Annotated in this window: 18 protein-coding genes; 11 read left to right on the top strand and 7 right to left on the bottom strand. The window is 55.4% G+C overall.

Features of this window, described 5'->3' with window-relative positions; translation table 11 throughout:
• Positions 1 to 4: 4 nt before the first annotated feature.
• From ACQK2L_RS01925 to ACQK2L_RS01915, 3 genes are all read right to left on the bottom strand, one after another.
• Positions 5 to 904, bottom strand: a complete 900-nt coding sequence (locus tag ACQK2L_RS01925; protein WP_425395242.1) for a PEP-CTERM sorting domain-containing protein — start codon at positions 902 to 904, stop codon at positions 5 to 7.
• Positions 905 to 1,064: 160 nt separating this feature from the next.
• The gene (locus tag ACQK2L_RS01920; protein ID WP_425395241.1) at positions 1,065 to 1,742 is read right to left on the bottom strand and encodes a PEP-CTERM sorting domain-containing protein; all 678 of its coding nucleotides are present in this window, start codon (positions 1,740 to 1,742) and stop codon (positions 1,065 to 1,067) included.
• A 154-nt stretch (positions 1,743 to 1,896) separates the two neighbouring features.
• Positions 1,897 to 3,444, bottom strand: coding sequence for a matrixin family metalloprotease (locus tag ACQK2L_RS01915; protein ID WP_425395240.1), 1,548 nt, complete (start codon positions 3,442 to 3,444; stop codon positions 1,897 to 1,899).
• A gap of 506 nt (positions 3,445 to 3,950) precedes the next feature.
• Here ACQK2L_RS01915 and ACQK2L_RS01910 point away from each other — a divergent pair.
• The 9 genes from ACQK2L_RS01910 to ACQK2L_RS01870 all read left to right on the top strand — a co-directional run bounded on the left by ACQK2L_RS01910 (position 3,951) and on the right by ACQK2L_RS01870 (position 19,273).
• The gene (locus ACQK2L_RS01910; RefSeq protein ID WP_425395239.1) at positions 3,951 to 4,583 is read left to right on the top strand and encodes a sigma-70 family RNA polymerase sigma factor; all 633 of its coding nucleotides are present in this window, start codon (positions 3,951 to 3,953) and stop codon (positions 4,581 to 4,583) included.
• A gap of 1 nt (position 4,584) precedes the next feature.
• The gene (locus ACQK2L_RS01905) at positions 4,585 to 6,384 is read left to right on the top strand and encodes a hypothetical protein (protein WP_425395238.1); all 1,800 of its coding nucleotides are present in this window, start codon (positions 4,585 to 4,587) and stop codon (positions 6,382 to 6,384) included.
• Between the two features lie 5 nt (positions 6,385 to 6,389).
• On the top strand, positions 6,390 to 7,409 hold the full coding sequence (locus ACQK2L_RS01900; RefSeq protein WP_425395237.1) for a DUF1559 domain-containing protein: 1,020 nt from the start codon (positions 6,390 to 6,392) through the stop codon (positions 7,407 to 7,409).
• Positions 7,410 to 7,421: 12 nt separating this feature from the next.
• Positions 7,422 to 7,907: a hypothetical protein gene (locus ACQK2L_RS01895; protein ID WP_425395236.1), complete on the top strand. Its 486-nt coding sequence runs from the start codon at positions 7,422 to 7,424 to the stop codon at positions 7,905 to 7,907.
• A 133-nt stretch (positions 7,908 to 8,040) separates the two neighbouring features.
• Positions 8,041 to 9,090, top strand: coding sequence for a PEP-CTERM sorting domain-containing protein (locus ACQK2L_RS01890; protein ID WP_425395235.1), 1,050 nt, complete (start codon positions 8,041 to 8,043; stop codon positions 9,088 to 9,090).
• 69 nt (positions 9,091 to 9,159) lie between these two features.
• Positions 9,160 to 10,908, top strand: a complete 1,749-nt coding sequence (locus tag ACQK2L_RS01885) for a PEP-CTERM sorting domain-containing protein (RefSeq protein WP_425395234.1) — start codon at positions 9,160 to 9,162, stop codon at positions 10,906 to 10,908.
• A 66-nt stretch (positions 10,909 to 10,974) separates the two neighbouring features.
• The gene (locus ACQK2L_RS01880; RefSeq protein WP_425395233.1) at positions 10,975 to 11,853 is read left to right on the top strand and encodes a PEP-CTERM sorting domain-containing protein; all 879 of its coding nucleotides are present in this window, start codon (positions 10,975 to 10,977) and stop codon (positions 11,851 to 11,853) included.
• Between the two features lie 250 nt (positions 11,854 to 12,103).
• Complete coding sequence (locus ACQK2L_RS01875) at positions 12,104 to 17,758, top strand: DUF1553 domain-containing protein (RefSeq protein WP_425395232.1); 5,655 nt, start codon at positions 12,104 to 12,106, stop codon at positions 17,756 to 17,758.
• 225 nt (positions 17,759 to 17,983) lie between these two features.
• Positions 17,984 to 19,273, top strand: a complete 1,290-nt coding sequence (locus ACQK2L_RS01870) for a DUF1501 domain-containing protein (RefSeq protein ID WP_425395231.1) — start codon at positions 17,984 to 17,986, stop codon at positions 19,271 to 19,273.
• A gap of 301 nt (positions 19,274 to 19,574) precedes the next feature.
• Here ACQK2L_RS01870 and ACQK2L_RS01865 read toward each other — a convergent pair whose 3' ends face one another.
• Together ACQK2L_RS01865 and ACQK2L_RS01860 are read right to left on the bottom strand one after the other, a co-directional pair.
• A complete protein-coding gene (locus ACQK2L_RS01865) occupies positions 19,575 to 20,141 on the bottom strand; it encodes a hypothetical protein (protein WP_425395230.1) in 567 nt (188 codons plus the stop codon).
• A 32-nt stretch (positions 20,142 to 20,173) separates the two neighbouring features.
• The gene (locus tag ACQK2L_RS01860; RefSeq protein WP_425395229.1) at positions 20,174 to 20,383 is read right to left on the bottom strand and encodes a hypothetical protein; all 210 of its coding nucleotides are present in this window, start codon (positions 20,381 to 20,383) and stop codon (positions 20,174 to 20,176) included.
• A 394-nt stretch (positions 20,384 to 20,777) separates the two neighbouring features.
• Here ACQK2L_RS01860 and ACQK2L_RS01855 point away from each other — a divergent pair, with 394 nt between their 5' ends.
• On the top strand, positions 20,778 to 20,927 hold the full coding sequence (locus tag ACQK2L_RS01855) for a hypothetical protein (protein ID WP_425395228.1): 150 nt from the start codon (positions 20,778 to 20,780) through the stop codon (positions 20,925 to 20,927).
• A gap of 555 nt (positions 20,928 to 21,482) precedes the next feature.
• The gene (locus ACQK2L_RS01850) at positions 21,483 to 22,886 is read left to right on the top strand and encodes a mechanosensitive ion channel domain-containing protein (protein ID WP_425395227.1); all 1,404 of its coding nucleotides are present in this window, start codon (positions 21,483 to 21,485) and stop codon (positions 22,884 to 22,886) included.
• Between the two features lie 66 nt (positions 22,887 to 22,952).
• Here ACQK2L_RS01850 and ACQK2L_RS01845 read toward each other — a convergent pair whose 3' ends face one another.
• Positions 22,953 to 24,932: an ATP-binding protein gene (locus ACQK2L_RS01845; protein WP_425395226.1), complete on the bottom strand. Its 1,980-nt coding sequence runs from the start codon at positions 24,930 to 24,932 to the stop codon at positions 22,953 to 22,955.
• The gene (locus tag ACQK2L_RS01840; RefSeq protein ID WP_425395225.1) at positions 24,919 to 26,436 is read right to left on the bottom strand and encodes an ATPase domain-containing protein; all 1,518 of its coding nucleotides are present in this window, start codon (positions 26,434 to 26,436) and stop codon (positions 24,919 to 24,921) included. The genes ACQK2L_RS01845 and ACQK2L_RS01840 overlap by 14 nt, the downstream gene beginning before the upstream one ends.
• Positions 26,437 to 26,447 lie beyond the last annotated feature (11 nt).

Genomic DNA, 26,447 nt, shown 5'->3' with positions numbered 1-26,447 from the left:
AACTCTACCTTAGATTGCGGCGACGCAGGACGCCCAGGCCCAACGAACCGGCTGCCAGCAATCCCAGCGCTCCCGGCTCGGGAATGGGTGACGTTGCCGCAGCGGCCTCGGAGCTTACGTGCCCGAAGTTGGCCTTCCAGATCGTGTAGTCATCTTCGTCGACCACGTCGAAGCTATCGCCGTTTTCGTCTCCGTGCCCACCGAGAATGTGATTCGATCCCAGGTTGTTCCGCCATACCACGTAGTCGGCGATATTCACCACGCCATCGTCGTTGAAGTCGCCAGCGTCGCCCTTGTCACCGGTAGTGATGCCCACGTCCGGCTCGGACTCGTACGCCCAGTCGTGCACTACAAACGTGCCCGCCAGATTGTCGACACTCACACGGACCCAGGCGTAGTGCAGTTCGCGGTCTGGTATAGCGGGTGGAGGAAAGCTCGGGATATTGGGGAAGCTGAAGCCGATGTAGGCGTTTTGAACGTTGTTGAACTCTGCGTTGGGATGGTTGTCCTCGTGAGCCATCGATCCAACGAAAACATTCGGATTGATGCTCGATCCGTCGACCATGAACCCTGTCTCCAAGGCGCGGACGTAACCCAGATTGTTGGCTCGTTTCCCCACCAATCTCCCGGGCGCCCATCCTAAGAACGCGCCCTGAAAGTTACCCACCAACCCTTCGTAAGGATCGATATAGTTGTTCAGATAGATGTCGGGCACGTCGTCCGCATTCATCTTGAGCGGCAATTGGTTCCCTTGATCGATCACAAAGTCTTCAATGCCCGAATACACGACTACCGCGTCTGCATCGGTTGCGACCGTGGCTGCAGAACCGGCCGCCAGCGCGTAGGCCAAGCGACGGCGTGAAGTGGATCTATCGTTTGCCGTTTGGCTGGTGGATTTTGCCATGTTGCCTTTGCTCCGACATGGTCGACTGTTCAACGTGTCGAAGTTGTCCCGTAAGAACTCGTAGAATTGGTAACGACAAACGACCGGCAGGTTCGATTGCCTACCGGCCGTTTGTGAACATCAAATGTAACAACAGGCCGTCGATTTGGCTGCTTGGCGACTACGCCACCTTCTTGCGGCGACGCATGGCGGCCACGCCGGCTGCGCCGGCGGCCAGCAGGCCTAGCGTGCCTGGCTCCGGAATCTGTCCCGCGCGGATACCGACGCCAACTTCGGACTCATACGCCCAATCCTTGATGGTGAAGCTCGCCGACGAATTGTCGATGCCTACTCGAATCCAACCATAGCGGATATTGGGGCTCGTGCCGAAACTCAACCCGATATAGCCATCGTCGGCGGTGTCGAACTGCGAGTTAGCGTTCAGCGGACTGGCCATCGAACCAAAGAACGTGGGACCAACGGTCGTGGCGTCGATCAACGCGCCTTCGGTGAGGTTGCTGACGTAAGCGTAGTTGTACGGTCCGGCGTTGAATCCGACCACTTGGCCGTTGCCAAATACGGAAAGGCCCTGGTAGGGAACGCCACCGAACAGAGCATTCTGCAGTGCCAGGTCGGAAAGGAAGTCTCCGTCCAAGTCCAGGTAGAAGCGGTAGGGATCCGGAAACGGAGGGTCATTGGACGGATAGTTGGTGAAGTTTTGGATGCCCGAATACTCGATAGTTGCTTCGGCATCTTGGCCAGAGTTGGCGGCCAGGGCGGCGGCCCCAGCAGCCAGGGTGTAAGCAACTTTGCGTTTGGCGGTGGCTTTGGACACACCACGAGACTTATGTGCCTTCATGAGCAGAACTCCCGGAGATACATCAATGTTAAGAAAGCCTCAACCCTCGGCAGTTTCACCGAGGCACGGTATCGGTGCCCGCCTGAAAGGCACACGGCATTATGAGAAATGCCACCTTGCAACTAGGCGAGTATAGGAACCGCCTCATCGGGGGTCAACCATTTTCGCAGCATTTGAGGGCCCCAGTCGACGGGGAGCGGTATGCCGCCACCTGGCCGGGAGTCTGGGAGGATGCCCTTTGGCGACGAACGGCACCAGAGAGCAGGCTCAGAAGGACCATAAGGGCCGCAGTTGGCTCTGGGATGGTGTGGCTCGCGGTTCCGCTCTCCCCGTATGAAACGCCTAGGTTTTCGACCCAAACTTGATAGTCGCCCGCATCGATCCCCGGGACGCCATCGCCTCGAAACAATAGCGACGAGTCGTCCGCCGCGCCGAAGTGATTCCGCCAGACCACATAGTCGGCCAGATTCACGGTGCCATCGTCGTTGTAATCGCCAGCGTAGGTTTCGGCGTCCTGGACATCGAACGAAAGCGTGTAGAACTGCACGGCGTCGTCGGCGGATGCGACTCTCGCCAGGTAGGTCCCGCCTGCAGGGAGATCGAATTCGACAATCGACTCTGGATCTCCAATTCCGCCCTGGTTGACTGTGGCCAGCAGATTGAACTCGCCTCCGCTCTCGGCATACAACTCCAGGCTCAGATCGCCCAGCATCGAGGCATCGATGTCCTCTATGCCAACGCCGAAGATGAATTCGTTGTACGTGGGGCCCGCTGGCGTAAGAACCAAGTCGAGTTTCGTCGGGCCGACGGTGGTGAAAGAGAAGTAATCGACGTCGCTGGAGTCGCTGATACTCACGAAGTCCATTGCCTCTGGCGCGATACCGACTCCCACGGTTGCGTCGATACCTACGACCTGCGGGGCCATGGGCGCAATGCTACCCAAAGGGTGCGCGGTCTCCGGCGTGTTGTTCCCACCTGCCGTTTCAAGTCGATCGCCATACAGATAGTGCGCTCCCAGTATGTCGTCGAACTGCGGCCCATCGAACATGGAACTGGCGCCCGACTCCATCAAGAAACCCGAGCTGGGAGAAACCGTGTGGCCAAGACCGAGCGAGTGACCGATCTCGTGGGTCAACGTGTTGCGCAGGTTAAGATACGTGTTGCCCGCCCCAGCGGTGCCATAGAAGACCGCATCGTCGGTGTCGATCGTGATATCCCCGTTGGGAATGAATCCCGTTTCGGCGTAGGCCTTGGCCGGCCCATCCAGCGATGTCCCCCCCAGTCGTATGTCACCCCGCACTCCGACGGCTCCCAACCAGTTTCCATGCGGATGGCCCGTCAAGCCATCGTCGAACGGCTCATACTCCAGCACCACGCCACTCACTTCGCTCCAGCGTTGGAAGGAACTGTCCAGCAGATCAAACCAAGGTCGGGCTTGATAGTCGCTTCCGCCTTGCTCGACGTCGAAGATGTCGTCCAGGAACGAGACTAAATCACTTGGCTGTGATCGATGGCTGATCGTTGTCCCGTCGGGCACAATGCTCCAGGTCAAAGTGACGGGGTTCCCATACGGGGCGGTCAAACCATCGGTGGCAGTGAACGCCCACCGGCCGTTCACCACGTAGGCACACACTCGACCAGGCAGCAGCGCATAGGTGCAGCACGCCAGCAACACGTAGAGGCCAAGTCGTAAGCAATTCATCTTCCTCAATGCCGTACCCAGTATGGCGGTGCCGTTTGACCGTGTTGCCAGCAGTTTCCGCCATCCACTGGAGTCTCCAGTCTAAATCGCCAGCGCACAAGACGCCAATGATTCGCTCGGAGCCCATCGGCAGCGAGGCCCATCGTCGCAAGTCCAGAGCGGACAAGAGTTAACGCAGCGCGGTGCGAATCGGTGCGACACGGTGATAAAGCGGAGGGCAAGGGACTCGAACCCTCAACCCCTTGCGGGGCAACTGATTTCGAATCAGTCCGAGACGGCTGGAAATACCGACGAAAACAGCATGCTGACCCGAGCGTAGCACCTAGCGCAGCAGACAGGTTCGAGATGGACACTCAACTGGCTGAAGTTGTCGATGGCCTCATGTTCCTGAACCGATCCGCCTGGCAATCCTCGCACTGCTGCAAAGCTGGGTATCAACTCGAATTTCGTATCACACGTTCTCGATTTCTGCTACGAATCGGGAAAATTCTGAAATATGGCTATTATTGTTTCCAATTATTAATGCCTCGAACGTTACCTTAGCAACGAACGACTTTTCTAAAATCATCTGTTCTCTGCAGCTGGATTCCGGTGTGGCTGGATTGTATACGGACTTGCCTGAAGATCGGACAAACACCGAATTCCACGACCTGTTCATGGAGAATCGGCGTCGAGTGTTTGGTTACATATTGACGTTGTTGCCAAAGCTCGAGGACGCCGAGGAAGTCTATCAAGCCGCTTGCGTAGTCATCCTAGAAAAATCGGAGCAGTTCAAAGCTGGTACGGATTTTGCGAAATGGGCATGTCAAATCGCCCATTTCGAAGTACTCAACTACCGCCGCAGAAAGCATAGAGAGTTTATGGTCTTAGATGGAGCGGTTCTCGAGGCTATGGCGGCTAGGCAGCTGGCCGCCATCGAGGGGGAAGACCTCCGTCAAACGGCCCTTCAAGGTTGTCTAGGCAAGCTCAATAAAAACGATCGCAAACTCATTGAATCGCGATACCGCCGCAATGTGACGACAAGGCAGCTGGCAGCCGAGATCTCTCGTCCAGCAGAAAACGTCTACAAGTCACTGCAACGCATTCGCCGGCAATTGCAGCAGTGTATCGAGCGGACTCTTGCCGCGGAGGGGCGATAGCGTGTCCGAAACGAACTGGAAAGAACTCGATGATCTGATCAACGCGCAGCTCGAACGCGAGCTGTGCGTGGAAGATGCAGAACGGCTTGCCGTTTGGCTGTCGATTGACGAGGAAGCACAGGCTTACTACGCCGACGCTTTGCGGTTGCACGCCTCGCTAACGCTCGAACTCTTCGATGAGGATTTACTCAGCCCCGTTAAGAGTTCTGATGCACCGAGCCCCTGCCATCTGTCGCTTTCGGCTGGCAAACGCGAGCCGCCACCTAGGTATTTGGCGAAAGCCCACATAAACGACAAACAGGGGCAGGCGGAGGCAACGCAAAGGCAATCTACCGCCTTACGCGGATGGTTCCCCGGATTGACGGGCATATTGGCTGTGTCTTGCTTGGCCATGATGCTCTCGGTGGTTGCAGTTTTCGGATCTGAACTATTGATTTCTGCGGTGTTTTCCACGCGGCGGGCAAGCACTGCCGACTCGTCCAGCGGGATGATCGTCGCCCACGGCAGCCAGAGAGAGGGCGCAGTTGTCCAGAAGGCGAATGCCAAGAAAGGGACTCGCCGTATCGGAAGTAGCGGGCATTCGCAAGGCGCATTGGCCAGCGTGTTTCTCTTCCCGCTCCCACCCAAACAGCAAATGGAGCGTATCGAGTCGGTTCAGCTCGAGTGGACCTACAAGCGAAAGGACCGCGATCCCTGTTTTGACGTCGACTTGTACGGCTTGGGATTCGTTGAGCCGGTGTCCCTTCGAAAGATCGGATTCTGGGAGGGTCCTGTCGACAAGTCGTCTCGTCACGCATACGGAATGGCTGGCTCCGCAGAGAGGAGCGTAATGCTTATCAATCGCGGTGTAATGAAGCCAGAAACGCCCTGCGGCCGGATCTCGATTGAGAGTCGCCAACTTGTTCGATTTATCCAGTCGCTTTACGACGACGGGGCCAAGGAAGGCGATTTTGCCGTTTTTCGTCTCAACGCTGATGAGTCTACAGTGGGCATTGCACGTGAAACCGGCTACGCCGTTGTTCACCCGCCTAGTATTGAAGAGTTGACGTCTGACGATGAACTGCCGGTGTTGAACATCACCACTACCAGCGGACCGCGCAGCGAAGAGCGCGTGTTTGCCAAGGCGGGCACGGCCTCTCATTCTTTTTCAGAGCATTGGTCAGGCGGCGTGGTCAGATCCTTCAATAACGTGGTGCAGTCGGGGCCGAATCACGATGGAACTCGACGCATCGGAAGCAGCGTTGTCCAAGGGGTGGGACTCGTGAACGTGCTTGCATTTTCATTGCCTTCGGTCGACGAACTTGAAGGTCTCGCTTCAGCTCGCCTGAGGTGGACCCTCGCCTCGAAAGACAACTCGCCTGATTTCTCCGTCGATCTTTACGGGTTGGGTTACCTTCACGGTGAGTCGTATCGAGGTCCCTGCTTCTGGGAAGGAGAACACGATCTGCTTTGCCCATCCGACTACGGCTTGCAGGGCGATCCGGGCCATGTATTCCTTATCTCGCGCCGTGTAATGATGCCAACGACGCCGTGCGGGCCGGTTACGATCGAGAATGCGGCACTTGTTGACTTCCTGCTCTCCTTGTACGCCAACGGAGCTCAAGAGGGCGATCTGGCTGTGTTTCGCTTGAATGCTGACATATCCACCTTGGATATCACACGCGGTACCGGCTACTCCGTCATTCACGCACCGGTTACGCAAGGCAGAACCGATGACTTCGATTTACCTTCGTTGTCTTTAAACATCATCGGCGAATGGTCTTCCAGTGATATGCTCCCCGTCTCTAGCAAACAGGAATAGTTGCAGTGAGTACGACGCCTATTCGTTGTTCTGACAGTACTCAGCCATGTAATCGCCAGCGTGCTTTTACATTGGTGGAACTCTTGGTTGTCATTGCCATCATTGGGATTTTAGTCGGATTGCTCCTGCCGGCTGTCCAGGCAGCACGGGAAGCTGCCCGACGATCACAATGCACGAACAATCTTAAGCAGATCGGGCTGGCACTGCAGAATCACGCATCCACTTACGGCGAGTTTCCGGCGGGACGACTCGGCTGCGACAATTGGCCGGGTCAACCGTGCCAAGGAGTTCCTACAGACGAACGTGTTGGCGCCAGTTTCTTCGTTACCATTCTCCCCTACCTCGAAGAACAGAGCCTCTTCGACGATTTTAGCAAGCAGGACTTTGTCGGCGGCCCGTGGGTGACTGCGAGTGGTGGAAGTTTGACGTGGCTCACCAACTACTCCGATGCAATCGCTGCGAGGCCTAATGTCTTCGTGTGTCCTTCCGACGAGGCCCCGCCTTGCGCAGTGCCCGAGGGAACCTTGATTGTAGGAGAGTCACACTATCTCTCAGGTCGCGTGACGTGCGCGGCGACTGGCAACTACGCGGGAGTCATGGCCAGCATGGAGGGGCCGCCAGACAATAGTTATCTAGTGAAACTGGGCAGCGGCGCATTTAACTATAAGAAGACACTTGGGAATCGCCAGTTCACTGACGGATTGAGTAACACACTCTTCGTTGGCGAGGCCGTTGTGTCAGACACGAAAGATGGTGGTGCCATCGTGTGGAATCTCGGCTATCGCTTCAGCACACTGCGAACAGCAGCAAATCCCATCAACACTCCGACGGGCAAAGGCATTGTTACCACGGCGGCCAATCGCGTGCCAATGAATGGTGCATTTCAGAGCAAACACCCGGCTGGTGCGCTGTTCGTGTTTGGTGACGCACACGTGGACTTTATTGGCGAAAACATCGACCACCTAAGAGTTTTTGCACCTCTGGCCACGCGCAATGGTGGCGAGGTTTTCGGGGAATACAACTAACAGGTGTTCAAATTGAATCGAATCGATAAAGAAGATCGTTCACCGACGCCGCCTCGGCACGTAAGGTCTGGGCGGCTCTGTGTCGCTTCGTTGTTGGTTGGCGCCTTCGCGATGGTCGGCTGCAGCGACGGTCGCCCCGAACGAGTTCCTGTGTCCGGTACGCTGACCATCGATGGTCAGCCACTGGCTGGTGCATTCGTCAATTTCTACCCGGCCTCCGGCCGACCATCCAATGGTCGGACCGACGAGTCCGGGCGGTTTGTACTCGGCTGCTTCGAAGACGATGACGGCGCCCAAGTTAGTACGCATGAAGTAAGTGTAATCGCCGTGGAAGAGATCGCCCCGAACACCATGAAGTGGTACGCACCGAAGAAGTACTCGCGTGTCGATACGGCAGACCTGAGCTACACCATTGATCAGCCGGTCGACGACTTGTCAATTGACCTCACGTGGGACGGTGGAAAGCCGTTCGTCGAACGATACGCAGGAGGCGATTAACTGACCTATTCCCTTCATTCCTTTGATGGAGACGCAGCGAGCCGCTCTGCGGCGTCGCTGCATGCTTGTGACGCGGTACCTTATCTCACTTATTGTGCGTGTGAGCACAAACCTTGGCATTGAGGAATTCTTGATGAGAAAAACACCTTTGAGTCGATTGCCGTTTGAACTTCGCGTAGGCGGTTGGGCGACTATCGTTGTCTTGTCCTTCGGGATTACACCCACCACGGGATTTGGCTACGACGAAACGTTCGATGGCGGGGCAGTTCCAGGCAACTGGACGGCACAGAACGGTTCGGCGGGTACGGCAACACTCGGGATTGTCGACGATACCGCGGGAATTGGTGCCGGCAACGCCCTATCTGTTGTCAGTGCGACGCGCCAGGGAGTTATTGGCCAAATACCCGAGTTCGCCTTTGCGAACGTCGGTGATAGCATCGAACTGCGATTCGACGTTCGACTCACCGATTTTCCAAACAATGCGGGCGGCTTCCGCTTCGGACTCTATCACGACAACGGCGGTAGTGGGTTCAGCAGCGGGTATCGTGCACTTCTTGGTACGGGAACAAGCTACCTTAGCACCGATATCCAAGCGGACGGTGGCGACACTGATATTGGGTTTGGCACGAATCGCGAGAACCCGCCGGGTTATCAAAGCAACCTACCAGGCATCAACGACAACAACCCACATTCAATGGCGTTTATCCTTAACCGCACGGCGAACGGCGTGGAGATGAATGTGCTTCAGGATGGAACACCAAACTTCTCTGCCCCGGTCGAGCACGTCATGGGCGAAGGCACCGGCACGCCGATCGAAGCGCAAACTGCCTTCAATCAAATAATGTTCACGACGAACGGCGGTTACGAGGGATTCATCGACAACGTCACGGTCAACTACTTTGTACCTGGCGATGTCACAGGCGACGGATTCGTGAACGACGATGACTTCGACGTCATCCTCGGCGCTATGTTCACAAACGTCAGCCTGCGGACTCAGGGCGACCTGTCGGGGGATGGCTTCGTCGATTTCGCCGACTACAGAATCTGGAAGGATACACCGAAGACAAACCCGGGCGCGATAGTGGGGTCCATTCCGGAGCCGAGCGGAGGGGCGTTGATGGGACTGTTGATTGGAATTGGAGTCGCTGCACGCAAGCGCTGGAAGGTGCGGGATCTTGGTTGAAGGCCATCCTGCAAGACAACACTTCACAGACTATGCCGACTTGTCAATTCACTATGAGGCCTCATCGACATGCGTTATTTACTCCTCTATTCGATTGCCGTTGCGATTGCGCTGATCGGGTGTGCCAACGCAACGATCGCGCAGAACTACCTGTGGATCCCAACAGCTGAAGATCCTGCTGGAGATTGGAACGATAAGGCGAATTGGACCGACGCTGGGGGCGATTTCGTTCCCGAAGGAAATGTAGGTGAGACTGCCGAAATCAGCAGTGGCGGCACCGCCTTCGTACAAGACTTCATCAACAACACCGGTATCACTGGCGGAGGAATGCTTGGTCCCGGTGCGATATCGCTTTCCAACGAATCTATCCTGGAGATTCAATCCAGCAGCTTAATGTCGACGGACAGTAGCGGCGGCGCCAATGGCGAAGTGTCCGTCAACTCGGGAGCAAGCCTTCGCTTTCTGGGCAGTGGTGCGCTCGTAGCCGATTCGATCACGATGGGAGCCGGTGGAATCTTCGATTACCGCGTGACTCCCGCATCGCCGTTCGGCACCGCGCGGGCGACTATTGATGGTTCGGCACAATTGGGCGGCGTGTTGCAAGTTAATTTTGGCAGCGGAGCAAGCTTCATGTCAGGTGACGTCGTTCAACTGGTCAACGCCGCTTCGGTCGACGGAGAGTTTGCAGAGGTTAACGTGACGGGCAATGTAGTCGGCGGCCTCGGTATGGGACAGCGGTACGCCGTTCAGAAAGTCGCGGGTGGCAATGGCACGATCGCGCAGCTTGCGGTCGAGCAACGACTGATCCTCACCGTTGATCGCGACACGACGAACGTATCCATCAGCAATCCCAGTTCAACGTCGATCGCCATTGACGGGTACTCCGTGGGCTCAGCCGTAGGCTCGATCAATGACAGCAACTTTACCGGCTTGGGAGCTGGGTGGAGCACATCGCCTACTTCGTCCAGTCGAGTCACTCAGTTGAGAAACTCTGGGACGACCGCTTTTGCGAACGGAACGCTCGCTTCGATTGGTACTATTTTCGACCCGCCTGCACCGACCGAGTTCGGCGTCGACTCTGATGACATCGAATTCTCCTACACCCTGTCCGGCAATATCGAACAGACAGGATTTGTGAACTATGTAGGCGACAAGCGCGAGAACAACCTTGTTCTCACCATCGACGACAACGGCATGGCGGCGATTCAGAATGAGTCGACACTTTCAGTTGACATTGAGGGATATACGATTAGCTCCGCCGGTGGACTGCTCGACTCCGATGGCTGGAATAGCCTCGACGAACAGAACGCTGAAGGAGGTCTATGGGCGGCGTCGCCAATCTCTGATGAGTTTCGCATCACCGAGCTTATGAATGATTCAGCAACCACCTTCTCGCCTCTAAAGGGCTTCAACTTGGGACAGCTCTACGACAATTCGGGCGCGGGAAGCGTGAACGACTTGACCTTTCAATTCCTGGTGGCGGGAGAGACGGAGCCGATGACCGGCATTGTCGTGTTCGGCGACCTGCCCGATCTAACACAAGGCTTGGAGGGCGATTTCAATGGCGACGGATTTGTGAACCTCGCCGACTACGTTGTGTGGCGAAACAACCTCGGGGCTCCCGACGAGTCGGTCATCAACAATGTCGGCGATGGGTTGAATGGGGTGGATGCCGGTGACTACGTGATATGGAAAGACAACTTCGGCATCTCGACAGGTGCGGCGATCTCGGTTGGACCGTCGAAGGTTCCAGAGCCGGGCAGCGTCTCGCTGCTACTAATACTGGGAGCCATTATCAGTCTAATACGCAAACGCTAGAAGCTACGAAGTCGGAACACGAGTGGGCAACTGGGTTTTCTTCTTCTTTTCGCACGGGAGAGTCTAATGAGTCGACATACTTTGAATCCAACACAGCTGAGGCCTCGCACATTCGCGACGAGCAATCATAACGGGCGCTGCGTTGCCTGGATCGCATTGGTGGTGGCAGCACTATGGGCAGCACCAGGCAATGCAACGCCTATTTACTCCGAGACATTTGACGGCCCAGCGGTTCCATCCAACTGGACGGCACAGAATGGAACTCAAGGATTGGCTACGCTTGCCATTGCTGACGATACGGGTGGAATCAATACAGGCGACGCGCTGTCCATTGAAAGTGCGACTCGGCAAGGTGTGATTGGCGAGTTCTCTGAACTCTCCCTGGTGGACGTCGGCGATACAATCGAACTGTGCTTCGACTTGAGGCTCACTCAGTACGCAGACAATGCCGGCGGCTTTCGCTTTGGACTTTATCACGACAACGATGGACTGTCGGATAGCAGCGGCTACCGTGCCTTGTTGCGCACGGGTTCATCCGGCGGCAGCCTAGACGTGCAGGCCGACGGCGGCGACACAGATATCGCGTTTGGTACGAATCGCCAGAATCCTCCCGGTTATGCTACCCATGTACTTAAGATTGACGACACCCTTCCTCATGCACTTGGAATGACACTCACTCGAACAAGTGGTGGCGTAACAATCAACGTGTCGCTAGACGGCGTACTCGCTTACCAGCCCGATCCCTTGGAACATGCTACGGGTGGAACTATCCCTATTCAAACAAGTTTCAATCAGATCGCTTTCACGACAAATGGCGGTTACACGGGACTGATCGACAATGTGCAAGTCAAGTACACAGCCATACCGGAACCGGCCTCGCTGGCTCTTGTAGCGTTGGGAACTGCATTGCTAGCGATCGCGAGTGGTCGTTCACGTAAGCGGTAAGTAATGGAACCAACCCGGTGCACAGTCGGTAGCTCTACGAGGCTGCCGACTGTGGTCGGGGGAAGGGCTTGCCGCGGATGTGCACTCATGACAAATCGATCTGCTGAAAGTCTGGCAACTCGACGACTTGCTGTATCGATGGGGCATGCCCTACTAAGACAACACGAAAGAGAACATGCGAAGAGCGTTTCCCCACCGGAACTTCATTCAGATATCGATAGTCATCGCAGGTTTCCTCGCCTGCGCTTCGGTGATTCGTGCGTCTGACCCGCAAGACTACCTACAACTCATTTCCGTAACTGATGGCGACCCGAGCACCAACGATCTTGGTTGGGCACACGGGCACATTAATGCGGTGCCATTCAAGCGGCAAACGGTGACTACGTCCGGAGATTATCAGTTCACTTCTTACTACGGTGCCGATGGCAAGCTGATCTTCGGGAGACGCAACTTGTCGGACGCCACGAATACATGGAGTCTATTGCAAACGGAGTTTACATCGTTCAATATCAACGACGCCCACAACACCAGCTCCATCGCGATCGATGGCGATGGATTCTTGCATGTGGCGTGGGGTGTTCATGGCAATCCGCTTCTCTATTCACGATCGACAACCTCCGTGGTGAACGACGATCCGTTTGAGATGGTCGGCGGAACGGTGGGAAATGCGGCGAGCATCACCGACGCGTTGCCGTTTCAGAGTGCTGGAGTAACCTATCCTGAGTTTACCAACATTCCTGGAAGTGGTGACTTGCTGATCAACTATCGCCGTGGCAGTTCTGGCGACGGCGAGTGGCAGCTTGTCCGCTGGGACAATCAGAACGACGTATGGAATGGAGTTCATACGGCACTCAACTCAGGCGACACCGGCCCCCAACCCTGGTTCGACGACGACTATAGCGGCGACAGCCTGCCCGATACCAACGCCTATCCCAATGGCCTTATGACGGACTCGAAGGGGCGAATGCACATTACATGGACGTGGCGGACCGGTGGTGACTCTCCGTCGGGCTTTGGCGACTACCAATCGAACCACAATGTCATGTACGCGTATTCGGACAATCAGGGAGTCGATTGGTACCGAGACGATGGCACCATCTACCAGCGCAACAACGTGCACGACATTGATGAAAACAACGCCGTTCCCGTAGTACAGATTCCCGAAGGCAGTAGTCTTATCAACGCGACCAACTCTGCAATCGGGCCGGATGACAACTACTACATGACCACCTACTGGGCCCCTGGAGCCAGCCAGGGGAACCATCTGCGGCAGATCATGCTCGTCGAATACGACGGAACGCAGTGGAAGACTCACCAGGTGAGCGAGCGGAACCCTGAAAACGGAAACAATAGAATTCACGAGTCGCAGTTGCGCAATTTCTCGCTCCGCCGTCCAACGGTCATGGTTGATGATGAAAATCGCGTTCTCGTTGTATACGCCGACCATCAACGCGGAGGTGGCGTGACAGTCGCCTACAGTGAACTTGCTAGCCGCGATGACTGGGTTACATTCGACCTTACGCAAGAGGACCTTGGCTCCTGGAGTCCGATGTACGATTTGAATCGCTGGCAAACCGACGGCGTACTCAGCATGTACTATCAACCGACGGGACTCGGTTCGGCCGCATCCGAGGTGTCGATACTCGAATGGGACGCTCGGGCGTACTTCGACGCGAATCCTCAACCCTCTGATCGCCTTGTTTTGACGGTGAACCGAGAAGCGAGGGATGTATCGATCAGCAATCCCCTCTCGACGCCGATTGAAATTGACGGCTACTCGGTGACCTCAAAGCAAGGACTAATCGATGAGGCGAGTTTCGCCGGACTTGGAACTGGATGGTCCAGTTCGATGGTTTCGGCAACGCGGGTTACTCAGCTAAGAGATGAGGGAACGACCGCGTTTGCCGACGGGGTCCTGCATGCGCTTGGTGCTCTCTTCGCACCCGCGGAGCCAACTGAGTTTGGCGTCGAGACAACCTCAGGAGATCTCAAATTCAACTATACCCAACCCGGGTTCGAAAACGTCGTTGGCCTGGTGCAATACGTGGGCGACGTGCGGAAAAACAACCTGGTGCTCACCATCGACGAGAACGGCATGGCGGCGATCCAAAATGAATCGACACTTTCGGTCGACATTGAGGGATACACGATTACTTCCGCCGGCGGACTGATCGACTCCGATGGCTGGAATAGCCTCGACGAACAGAACGCTGAAGGAGGTCTATGGGCGGCTTCCCCCATCTCCGATGAATTTCGCGTTACCGAACTTATGGATAGTGGAGCAACGACCTTCACATCTCTGAAAGGCTTCAATCTGGGACAACTCTACAACGATTCCGGCGCGGGAAGTGTCGAAGACCTGACCTTTCAGTTCTTAGTCGCGGGAGAGTCTGAGCCGATGATGGGCATTGTCGTGTTCGGCGATCTGCCCGATCTAACACCCGGCTTGGACGGCGATTTCAATGGCGACGGGTTCGTGAACCTCGCCGACTACGTCGTCTGGCGGAACAACCTCGGGGCACCCGACGAGTCGGTCATCAACAATGTCGGTGATGGGTTGAACGGGGTGGATGCTGCGGACTACCACCTGTGGAAAGTCCGCTTTGGCGAAGCTCTTTCTGCCGCTTTGGAAACCAATGAGACGCAGGTTCCCGAACCGAGTACGTCCTTGCTGTGCCTGGTGACCTTCGCTGCGATTGCACTCAATGAATGCTGCAGAGGCAACTTTCGTTCACTGCGCAGCTCGATTTTTGCCGTTCTTTCCGTCGCTTGTTCACTCTCCCTTGCGATCAAACCGACGCTGGCCAAGGTAGTCGCCGAAGACTCCTTTGTGTACGCGGAGAGCAACGTCAAAGACCTACAGGGAGGGTCGGGTTGGGCGCAGGTCGGATGGAAGTCGCCAACGGGTATCTCACAGTATCTTTGCGACGAGAACTTGACTTTCCCGTCCGCTGATGGTGAGCAAGTCGGCACTGGAAGGGCTGTGGCCGTGCACGGTACCGGCAATCGCAATAATCCGCTACGAAGGGAACTCAGTACACCCTTTAGCGGCGATGAACTCTATGTTCGCTTTTTGTTGCGGTACGACGCGACCTCTCTCGACAATCCAGGGCGGCATGGTAACGGCGAGTTCTTCGTCCTCTGGCTCGACGACATCGATGGAGGTGATGGAGCCGGCCACAATCCGAACGTGCCCAACATCGGCATCAATGCCTTGCCTGCCGACGATAATGGCGAGCAAGGCAAGAATGTCTTCATGGTCCGCATTGGAAGTGAAAATACCTCCTTTAGCGAGATCGAAGTCAAAGGCAACCATACGTATGTCGTTATTGCAAGACTCTCGAAGACTCAGCCGGGACCGTTGGGTTCATACGACCATTTGGAACTCTGGATCGATCCTGAAGATGGCATGCAAGATGTTCCAGATGCAACAGCCTACGGCCGGGGGTCCAATCTAGTTCGATGGGTGGGGTTTGCTACGGGTAGGAAAACAGAGTTGAGCGATTTCGTGCTGATTGACGAACTGGTGCTCGGCGAACGATGGGCCGATGTGATGCCAGGTGGCGAAAAGGAACAGACGCCTGAACCTGAAGACATCACGCTTGCGCGAAATGCGAGCGGGAGAGTCGATTTTCGACGGGACGTTTATCCCATTCTGTCAGACCACTGCTTTGCATGTCATCAAGGGCACGATGCCGAATCGGGTTATCGTCTAGACATGCGTGATGAACTGCTGGGCATGTTTCAAGGCAAACCGCTAGCTGTCCCAGGCGAGAGCGAACAAAGTCCGATATACACTTTACTGGTAACTGATGATGAAGACCTGCGAATGCCGCAAGGAACTGATCCTCTCCCGGATGCCGACATCGAGGTGATCCGCCGATGGATAGACCAAGGCCTGGATTGGGACGACAATCTGCTACCATCGCAGCCGCTCCAAAGCAATCACTGGGCGTATCAGAAGATTCAACGACCAACAGTACCAGGAGTTCAGAATACGGATCAGATACGCAATCCAATTGATGCGTTTATCGATGCTAAACTCAAAGAAGAGGGACTGGAACCATCCCCACGCGCCGATCGTCGTACGCTGTATCGGCGGCTCGCTTTAACCTACACAGGTCTGCCGCCAACGCCTGAAGAGATCGAATCGTTTCTGGCCGACGACTCTGAAGACGCTTATCGCAAGGCCATCGACCGGCTATTATCTTCACCGCACTACGGTGAACGATGGGCGCGTCATTGGCTAGATCTTGCCCGTTGGGCGGAGAGTGATGGTCATCAGCACAACGAATCCCGGCGCGACGCCTGGCGCTACCGAGATTATGTCATTAACAGCTTCAACACGAACAAACGACACAACGATTTTCTACGCGAGCAGATTGCGGGCGACGAAATCGAGCCGTATGAAGATGAAAACCTGATTGCGACAGGATTTCTCGCATCGGGACGCTACAGCGATAATGAGCTCGACAAACCACTTCAACGAAATGACATTCTGGTTGATATCACGAATGCAACCGGATCAGCCATATTGGGGCTGACGATTCATTGCGCACAATGTCACACCCACAAGTTCGATCCAATAACTGCCCGTGATTACTACCGATTCGGTGGATTCTTTGTTAAAGGTCAACCTGGAAGGCTACTGCTTCGCGGTGACGCATCACAAGCAGAGTACGAGAAAGCGATTGACTACGCGGACGAGCAGTACGAAATCATCGGAGCGGTTCGATCACGCATCGAAGCCAAGAAGCGGATCGCTGGGCAGCCTGTCTTTGCCATTACCAGCGATCTGAAGAACGGAATGTCTGGCGAGCAGAAGAAGCGATATGGCGAACTCAAAAAAGAGATTGAGACGTTCGAGACCACTTGGGGTTTTTACTCTCCCGTCACCAGCCCAAATTCTGTTGCGGTACCTTTTCACGATGTAACGTCACCTCTCGAGTACGCTCCGTCTATGCTGGAGCGGATGAAGCCCGTCCTTCTCATTCGTGGTGATATCGATGCTCCCGGCCAGGAGGTAGATGTTGGATGGCCGGCGATATTTGGAAAGTCCTCAGACGATGCTGGCATTCGCCAGCGACCACGTAGCGCACTGGTCGATTGGCTGGTCAGCCGCGATAACCCATTGGTCGCGCGGGTCTGGGTCAATCGCATTTGGCAATATCACTTCGGCACTGGACTCGTGTCGACTCCCGATGACTTTGGGACCCAGGGTGACCGGCCAAGCCATCCGCGATTACTCGACTGGCTGGCGGTGGAGTTGATTGAAAGCGGTTGGAACACGGGGCACATCCAACGGTTGATCGTCGAGTCTGATACTTTCCAGCGTTCGTCGCAGTTCGTCGAGGATTCTGCAGTGGTGGATCCTGAAAACAAGTACTATTGGCGATGGAAGCCGAGACGTTTGGAGGCCGAGACGATTCGCGACGCGATGCTGGCAGCTTCCGGGCTTTTAGATCCCACTGTTGGAGGCCCGAGCGTACCGCTGAAGGAGTGCCAAACTTCCCTTCGCCGCACAATCTATTTGGAGCAAAAGCGTGGCGAATTGCCGGTCGTCCAGCAACTCTTTGACGCACCCACTACATTAACTTGTTCAGGACAGCGATTGACTTCCACCGTGCCACTCCAACCCTTGTTCTTGCTGAACAACCCGGAGGTATTCCGGTATGCCGAAGCGTTAGCGGAACGCGTCAGTCGCGATGTTGGCGCTGATCCACGGCATCGCTCACTCCGGGTATTTGAGATTGTTTTGGGTCGGCCACCGACCGATCGTGAGCTCGACATCCTGATCGACTTTCTGCAATCAGATTCCGTTAACCCAGATGAAACACCAAACAATCGATTCGTGCAATTCTGCCACGGAATGCTGAATCTAAATGAGTTTATCTATATCCCATAACGCGCAATCATGGGACCGCTCGCTAACCTTGCGCTGCCGCGTTCCGATGAAGTTGACGGAGTGAATTCCATGCAACCATCGCACATCTCCTCCCAAGCGAACAACCGGGGCACTTACATCGTGTCTCGACGAGATATCCTCCGCGGCAGCCTAAGTCTTGGTACGGTCGCCCTGACTGGGCTACTCGCCAACGACGGACTGCTGTATGCCTCCACAGGTTCACCGGTGGAATTGCACGGCCCAGACTTTGCTCCACGAGCAAAACGCGTTATCTGGCTCTACATGGCGGGTGGTCCTAGTCACATTGATACGTTTGATCCCAAACCGGAACTCAATAGTCTCGATGGGGGCGACGTTCCCGAAAGCATTGCGAAGAATGTGCCCAGGCTCAAACGGGGTGGCGGCTTGAAGAATCTGATGGGCTCGCCGTTCAAGTATAAGAAATATGGGCAAAGCGGCACTGAGGTTTCGGAACTGTTTTCTCATACTGCCGCGCACGTCGATGAGTTGTGTGTGATTCGGTCGATGCACCACCGCAATCCGGTCCACGGCCCGGGTGAGTGCGTGATGCTCACCGGCACGGGCGTGGGCGATCGCCCCAGCATTGGTTCGTGGGTTACTTATGGACTGGGAAGCGAGAACGATAACCTTCCTTGGTTTATCGCCATGCACCTGAACACCCACCCCCGACAGCCGGCTCAAGCGTCGGGTTGGGGTTCGGGTTTCTTGCCTCCCAGCTATCAGGGCACCGTCGTGGATGCCAAGCAGGGAATCCGCAATATTACTATGCCCCCGGCTTACGACTCGACTTCTCGAAGGCAGCAACTTGATATGCTTGCCGCGCTCAACCAGGAACACACAGAGGCAGTCGGGGGACATCCCGAGCTGGAAGCACGCATCAAGTCTTACGAACTCGCGTACCGCATGCAGACAGCTGCACCGGAGCTCTTCGACATCAGTCAAGAATCGGCCTACACGCAGCAACTCTACGGCTTAGACAATGAGTCTACAGCTAGTATGGGCAAACATTGCTTGTTGGCTCGACGATTGGCCGAGGCGGGAGTACGGTTTATTCAGATTCGGTATGCGGATTGGGATGCCCACAGTAAACTCCATTCAAACCATGTCAAGAATGCAGCCGGTTGTGATCTTCCAATTGCAGCATTGCTTACTGACCTGAAACAACGCGGATTACTCGATGATACGCTCGTCATCTGGGGAGGGGAATTCGGACGAACACCAACGATGGAAGGAGGGAAAGGAGGCCGCGATCATTCTCCTACAGCGTTCACGTATTGGCTCGCCGGTGGCGGAGTCCAAGGCGGACAGGTTATAGGAGCTACTGACCCCATTGGATACACGCCCATTGAACGCCCGATTCGTCCAAGCGACTTTCACGCAACGCTCCTGCACGCTCTGGGGATTAACCAACACGAACTCTACTACATGCACCACGGCCGCAAGGAACTCGCTACAGTACTTGGTGGCGATATCGTGCACAGTGTGTTCACGTGAACTTGATTCAAGGGTCGCATCGCTGCACATGCCAAATCGCGGCGTGCATGGATAATTGTTATCCTCGGCGATGAATCGTCGCCATGCGATGCTGCACCGTTCGCTTATCTCGTCGAAGCAACTTTCGGCGGGCCGATGCCAACGGCTCAAAGCTGCATGGTGTAGACGTCTTCCGTCAGCTTTTTGTCCGAACTAGCGATTTGACTTTGCCTTGACTCAGTTGGCTAATTCCTACTCTTGCCTGCCAAGTTGATAAAATCTGCATTCCGTCAAGCGACCAGTGCTCGGCGAATTCCTAGATTCATGCCTCATCGGCGTTGCAGTCTCCGTCCACACGCAGATGATGGTCTTGCTCCAAACCAAAGATGCAGATGAGATCTCGAATGGCCGCGTAGAGCATCACTACAACCGCTGCCGTGGCTCCAGCGAGCCCTGCAGCGATGCTGAGCATTGAGTAGTAGACTGCAGGCATCCACCAGTCTGGTAACTCATCTGCCTTCGCCACTGGGATACAGTGCAACACCAAGAAAACCGCCGAGGCGATCAATGATAGCATCGCATAGAAGGCAATCTGCTGGATACGCTTGTAGAATGTTTCGCGAAGTTCTTTCTCAGCGTTCATGCTGATGCTAAGAAGCGTAAGCATCAGCGCCAGGATGGTTGCCAAAGCGCCCATAACCGATGAACAAAGGAACCGGCTTGTTGGCATCGTCGCCTCGACAAGTGATTTCGCCTCGCCGCCGCTGAGATTGCCAATCGCAAACGAGCCAGCGGCGATTGCCGAAGCGACTGCGATGCCCGCGCCCAGGGCGATACTGGCGTCCCGCCGCCACCGACTGGTGTCGCAGTCCCGGCGCTCTTTCGACACTTTGCATCTCCTTCCTTGTTTCTGGTACGAATTCAGCTGGCGCAGCGGAGCCCGTCCCGGGAGTCGCTCAAAGTTGCCATGCTGAGGTACTGCAGCATGAAAGCCGCCGCCCGCTTGCGGCGCGCGCGTTCTTCGCGTGACCAACAGTTGCGAATGGCACGGCGACGTGCGTCTTGTTCCGGCGAGAGCGTGCATTCCTGCTCACCAGGGTTGATTGCCGACGGACTCAACGTCACGCACATATTGATCTCCTTACTGAGTGGGATGGAAGTGTGTCCGAGCCTCCGGCTTAAGCAACTCTTGGGCCACTTGCAACAGAAGCCTGTAGCGGGGCGGTAAATTCGCGAGAGTGTTGGAATATCCTGGTTCCCATTCAAGTGGTAAGCGTTCGACTCAATAGGCGCGTCCATTGGTTGCGAAGCGATCAGCTCGGTCCTGCTCAAACCAATGGAAGGGTATCCGATGTGAGCATACGCACAGGCGGGCAGGCGGAAAGGCCCACGAATGGTCGTCGAATCGACTGGGCGAGTTTTCCAATTAGATCAAACTGCTTGGTACGAGAATTGCCCATGCAGGGTTGCGATCGGGTGACAAACGCCTATTCCAAACAAGGCAACCAGTGAGAGTTCGAACCAAATGACAAGGCTCGTTGACACTTCGACTACCCAGATGGGATCGGTACTTGTAGATGGGGGCGTTACCTTCCGAGTATGGACACCGAATGCCGATCGTGTTTGCGTGATTGGCGACTTCAATGCATGGTCACCTGAAGCACACCCGCTGTAATACCGATGCGAAGGTCTACGCACCCGAAAATGAGGAGAATGCTAGCCCACCGGTGGACACTGCGTCGTTTGACGCCGAGTCGATACCCTACGACGGAAAAGCTGACTCGGCGGCGATCACGATACCACCGTACTCATTGCTTGTCTTCTCACAGGATGTCGATAGCCCTGTCCAATAGCCGATGCAACCCGCGGCGACCCCAGTCATTGCGTCGACGCCTCGTCTCTGTAAAACCGCTTTAAGTAGGAAGAAGAAAACGATGGAGCTTAACACGATCAAAGAACAACTAGCACAACTGGGCTATGGGCACCTTGCCCCTCACATTGAAGAGGTGAATCAGGGCGTAGTTGTGATCGCCAAATCATCGGAGCCTATCACTGCTAGGCTAATGCTCCCGAATGTCTTGCGGCGTTGTCCAGGTGTGACTCGCGTTGAGTGGTGCCCCGAAGATGCGAACAAGTCTTACCGAATGGCTAGCTCCAGTTGATTAGTGCCATGGACTACAAATCTGCCATACCGCCCCAATATACCCTCCACTTCGCATGTATTGTGGTGATGTCTGTGGCATTCTCCTCAGGGGACGCGATCGCCCAACCGGCGGAGAACTCTGAGGCTGCAACCACTCCCTCGGACGACGCTCCGCCGATCGCTCCCCAGGAAGTCGATGTAGAACCCACCGCCAGCGATGAGGCAATCACACGCCGGTTGGAGCGTATTCTGCAGGCGACCGACTGGTTCGAGTCTGCCTCCGCTCGAGTCAATGAAGGTGTCGTATTCCTCGAAGGGGCAACCGACACCGAAGACCACAGGGACTGGGCGGGGCAGCTCGCGCGTAACACGGAGGACGTCGTTGCCGTCGTCAATCAGATACGCGTAGTCGAGCCGAGTATGTTCGACTTTTCACCAGCTTGGCAACAGATGCGCCAGCTAGCACGCGACGCGATTCAAGGTGTGCCGACGCTGATCGTAAGCCTGACCATGATGGTCTTGGCATGGTGGGCTGCCGCGGGCACTAGCCGGGTCGCCGACCATGCTGTGAAGCACCGCGTTGCGAACGGTTTGTTGCGTGGAGTTCTCTCGAAGGCGATCGCTTTGCCCGTGCTGCTTGTCGGCGCATACCTTGCATTGCAGGTGTCGGGGCTCACTCGGCTCGCCGCCACAGTGCTCGGCGGTACCGGATTAATCGGTATCGTCATCGGCATCGCTTTCCGAGACATTGCTGAAAACTTCCTGGCGAGTGTATTGATCAGTGTTCAGAGACCGTTCCAAGTGGGCGATTTAGTTACGATCGACGGCAAGCAGGGTTATATTCAGGGTGTTACGACTAGAGGCACGCAACTGATGACGCTCGATGGCAATCATTTGCAGATTCCCAACGCAATCGTTTACAAGAGCGTGATCGAAAACGCTTCGGCAAACCCGAACTTGCGTTTGTCCTTTGTAGTAGGCATCGACTATGGTGACTCGTCCTCCGAAGCTCAAGAATGTGTTCTACGGGCACTCCAATCACACGAGGCGGTCTTGGCCGATCCGGAGCCTCTAGTGCTTGTCGAGGAACTGGCGTCATCCACGGTGAACCTGCAGGTGTACTTCTGGATAAATGGTGAACAGCACAGCCCTCTCAAGGCGAGGTCGGCAGTGCTTCGGCGGGTGAAGCAACGATTGCAATCCGATGGTTTCACCCTCCCTGACGAGTCGCGCGAGATGATCTTCCCGCAGGGCGTTCCGGTGCGAATAACCGATAAGGGGACAACATCGAATGAGACGAAAGTTCGCGGAGATGCTGCGACCGCCCCGACGGCCCCGGCGTCAACCGAGTCTGACGATACAGCCACCGAAGCAGAAGGCGGGTTACTACCAGAGAAGCGAGAACTCGACCGCCAAGCGTCACATTCTCGGCAATTGAATGATGGCGCCAATCTCTTACCCGATAATGAACTCACAGACAGTGCTGCGTAATTGGCCTCTACCGTAGCCACCCTTTTGATAGACTCGGGTGGTTGGATTCCAGCGAATGTCTCGCAGTTAAGCTGAACGACCGACATGCTTAGACACGACCTGCAGTAACTGCTGCGTGTCGATTGGTTTGCTAAGATAAGCGTTACAACCAGAATCGAGGCATTTGGCCATATCGCCGTGCATCGCGTCGGCTGTGAGAGCGACAATAGGACCTCCAAAACCACTGGCCCTAAGTTCTTTGGTAGCGCGATACCCATCCATCACGGGCATCTGCATATCCATTAGCACGATGTCGGGCGCGACACCGTCGCTCATCTTCAAGTGTATGAGCTGAATCGCCTCCTCGCCGTTTTCAGCATATTCTACTTTGGCGCCGGCCCTACCCAAGATGTGTCCCGTCAGGAAGCGGACATCGCGCCGGTCATCCACTACCACAATGTTACAGTTCTGGGGAATATCAGTCCGCGCGTCTTCTACAATGACGGCCGGCGCAGAGAGCGGGCTCTCTATAGAATTGATCGCAGGGGCGGAGATCTCGAGAGTAAACGAGCTTCCTTGTCCCAGAACGCTCTCCGCTGTAATGCAACCACCGAGCATCTTTGCGAGTCGCTGACTTATCGCTAGTCCGAGCCCAGAACCCCCGTAACGTCGCGCAACGGACGCATCGCCCTGGTTGAAAGGCTTGAACAGTAGTTGGAGTTGGTCATTGGTCATGCCAATACCGGTGTCGCTCACGACAAATCGCACGACTTCATCAGCGCTTGAAATATGCAGGGCAACTTCACCCTCGTCTGTGAATTTAAGCGCATTTCCAACCAAATTTACCAGTATCTGGCGCAATCGCTTGTCATCGCAATGGATCGCGGCAGGCGCTGATTCCGCAACTTCGACCGTTAAGACAACGCCTTTCTCTTGAGCCCTTACATTGAGCAAGTCTTTGATTTCGGTGGCGAAAACGCGAAGATCTACAGCAAGCGTAACGAGTTCGAGTTTGCCAGACTCAATCTTGGAAAGATCCAATATGTCATTGATGATGCCTAGTAAGAATTCGCCATTTCGCTGGATGACTTCGATCCACTGCCTTCTTTCGTCGTCGAATTCAGACTCGCGTAGGACCTCCGTGTAGCCCAAGATGGCCGTCATGGGGGTCCTGATCTCGTGACTCATATTAGCCAAGAATTCACTCTTGGCGACGTTGGCGGCTTGCGCGGCTTGAAGGGCTGAGTCGAGAGCTTGCTCTCCGAGCTTTCGATCGTGTATGTCGGTGCATGTTCCGTACCAACGGTATATGCTCCCGTCGGCCCCGATAGCGGGTTCAGCTCGTGCCAACTGCCATCGGTGCTTTCCAGTTACGTCACGGCGTGCGCGAAATTCGCAGTAGAAGCTCTTGCCTGTATGAAGGGACTTCTTCCACTTGTCAACCAAAGCCTGCCTGTCACCCGAGTGAACTGCCAAACTGAATGGAAGCTCAGAACTGGTTAGCGCATCCTCCTGTGAGTATTCTCGGGCGCGATCATTGAGAAACTCGACCCCTCCCTTGCGATCCGTCACAAACACAATCTGGGGCATCGAATTCGCGAGTTGTTGAAACTCTCGTCGCTGCTCCTCCAAGGAGGTCAGTAGTTTCTTCACGACATACTGTCGTTTGCGATCGCGAATCCGGGAGTGAATAACAGCAACTAGGTGCTCAATATTGACGGGACGGGGAGCGAGTGTCACGTTGGCTGACTGTTGCCATGCACGCAGTCCAGCAACCCGACCTTCGTTCCGTGCTGTCAGCACGACGATAGGGATATCTGACCAAGGAGATTGCTCATCCAGCAGCGAACGGAGAGATCCGTTCGCATTTTGCAGCAAATGTTCTTCGGCGATGAGGATCACTCCAACTCCACGCGTTACCTCATCACAGAGTCCTTGCATGTCACGACAAAGATGCGTGTCGATATCGTGTTCCGCCAAGATTCCAGCGGTAATTTCACCGTCTCTTGCGGTGGGCAACCAAGCGATCACGCGCGTTGGCCCTTTGGCTTTTTCAAGGCTTGGCATCGCCCCCCCGTTCGGCAATCAGCTTGCCAATGTCCCCCGTAAACTGTGGGGAGCCAGCCAGGATGCCATGAAAATCTACCAAAGGTTCTCCAACAATGATTTGCCCATCCGTCATCTTGAATTCACGAATCGTTCGCTCGTGCCGACCGTCTCGTTTTTTGACGACTGAGATTGCTTGACGTATTTGCCCCGCAGCTTCAAAGTAGCGGAACAGGACCACCGTATCAGCCAGGTAGCTGGCGTCTACCGGAGAGTGCATCGAGGTGCCGAGCATTCCCTGTTGCGCCACTACAAGAAACGTCGCCACGCCGCGACTGCTTAAGTAGTTAAGCAGCTCATGCATCTGGATTTGCAGAAACCGCTCCTCTGGCATCGCGCTTAGATAGCCATTTAAGCTGTCGACTACAACAACGGATGCGGCTTGCTGTCGTTCGTCGGAACGGACTGCGTTTCTTACCATGTCGGCGAATTGGCCCGGAGTTACATCGCCTGGATTAACTTGGACAATATCTAGCAGCCCTGAGGCTTCATACGCCCCCAGGTCCATTCCCAGTCCCTGAGAGCGGGCTAGCAAGGTCTGCTTTGTTTCGTCGAACGCAAAAATCGCCGCCCGTTCTCCACGCTTACAGGCGGTAGCTGCAAATAAGGTGGCACAGGATGATTTCCCGACGCCTGCAGGACCCAGCAATAGTGTACTCGTCCCCGGCTCAATTCCATCTCCGAGTAACTCATCAATGGAGCGATTACCGCTAGCCAAGCGTTCGCGAGGTTCCACCATCGGCGTTTCCACTTCAGAAGCAATTCGCGGGAAGACCTTCACTCCCCCTCGCTCGATCACAAAATCGTGCCATCCACCAATGAACCTCCTGCCCCGATACTTGACGACACGGAGCCTCCTCCGCTCGTCTCCAAACTCCAAAGGTACGCGATCCAGCGTCACCACCCCGTGAGCGATACTTTGCAGCTGCAAATCGTCATCTGCCGAAGTCTTGTCGTCCAAGAAGATAGCAGTGCAGTCGCGGGCAACAAAGAACTGCTTCAAGGCAAGAATCTGACGGCGGTATCTCAACGGGTTCTGAGCGAGAAGTCGGAGTTCGGAAAGGGAATCGATGACAACGCGCTGTGGGTTCAGTCTCTGCACCGCCTCTATCATTCCGCGGGTCGTTTCACCTAGTTCGACCTCTGATGGTTGGAACATCGTGTAGTTCGATTCGTTGTCGAGCGACTCAGTTGCATCGACCAATTCGTAGATGTTGAGGCCGTCGATAGACCACCCATGCGAATCAGCGATGCCCGCCAATTCCGACCGCGTTTCGGAGAGGGTTACGTACAGACCGGGCTCCCCCTCCTTTATGCCTTGAAGCAGAAATCCAATACCGAGCGTAGTCTTCCCCGCACCCGGCGGGCCATCGATGAGGTAAATCCTGTTCCGAGTCAAGCCACCGCAAAGGATCGCGTCGAGTGTTAAGTTGCCTGTGCTGATGTCTACTGTAGAATCTTGCATATTCAGTTTCC

The sequence above is a fragment of the Aeoliella sp. genome, from assembly GCF_965227375.1.
Taxonomy (GTDB): domain Bacteria; phylum Planctomycetota; class Planctomycetia; order Pirellulales; family Lacipirellulaceae; genus Aeoliella.
This window is presented reverse-complemented; position numbering and strand designations above follow the sequence as displayed.

Coding starts and splice junctions, on each gene's coding strand:
- ACQK2L_RS01850 (WP_425395227.1), top strand. CDS start 21,483: ATGTCTGTGGCATTCTCCTCAGGGGACGCGATCGCCCAACCGGCGGAG.
- ACQK2L_RS01860 (WP_425395229.1), bottom strand. CDS start 20,383: ATGTGCGTGACGTTGAGTCCGTCGGCAATCAACCCTGGTGAGCAGGAA.
- ACQK2L_RS01915 (WP_425395240.1), bottom strand. CDS start 3,444: ATGAATTGCTTACGACTTGGCCTCTACGTGTTGCTGGCGTGCTGCACC.
- ACQK2L_RS01855 (WP_425395228.1), top strand. CDS start 20,778: ATGACAAGGCTCGTTGACACTTCGACTACCCAGATGGGATCGGTACTT.
- ACQK2L_RS01845 (WP_425395226.1), bottom strand. CDS start 24,932: ATGCCAAGCCTTGAAAAAGCCAAAGGGCCAACGCGCGTGATCGCTTGG.
- ACQK2L_RS01890 (WP_425395235.1), top strand. CDS start 8,041: ATGAGAAAAACACCTTTGAGTCGATTGCCGTTTGAACTTCGCGTAGGC.
- ACQK2L_RS01885 (WP_425395234.1), top strand. CDS start 9,160: ATGCGTTATTTACTCCTCTATTCGATTGCCGTTGCGATTGCGCTGATC.
- ACQK2L_RS01920 (WP_425395241.1), bottom strand. CDS start 1,742: ATGAAGGCACATAAGTCTCGTGGTGTGTCCAAAGCCACCGCCAAACGC.
- ACQK2L_RS01880 (WP_425395233.1), top strand. CDS start 10,975: ATGAGTCGACATACTTTGAATCCAACACAGCTGAGGCCTCGCACATTC.
- ACQK2L_RS01840 (WP_425395225.1), bottom strand. CDS start 26,436: ATGCAAGATTCTACAGTAGACATCAGCACAGGCAACTTAACACTCGAC.
- ACQK2L_RS01925 (WP_425395242.1), bottom strand. CDS start 904: ATGGCAAAATCCACCAGCCAAACGGCAAACGATAGATCCACTTCACGC.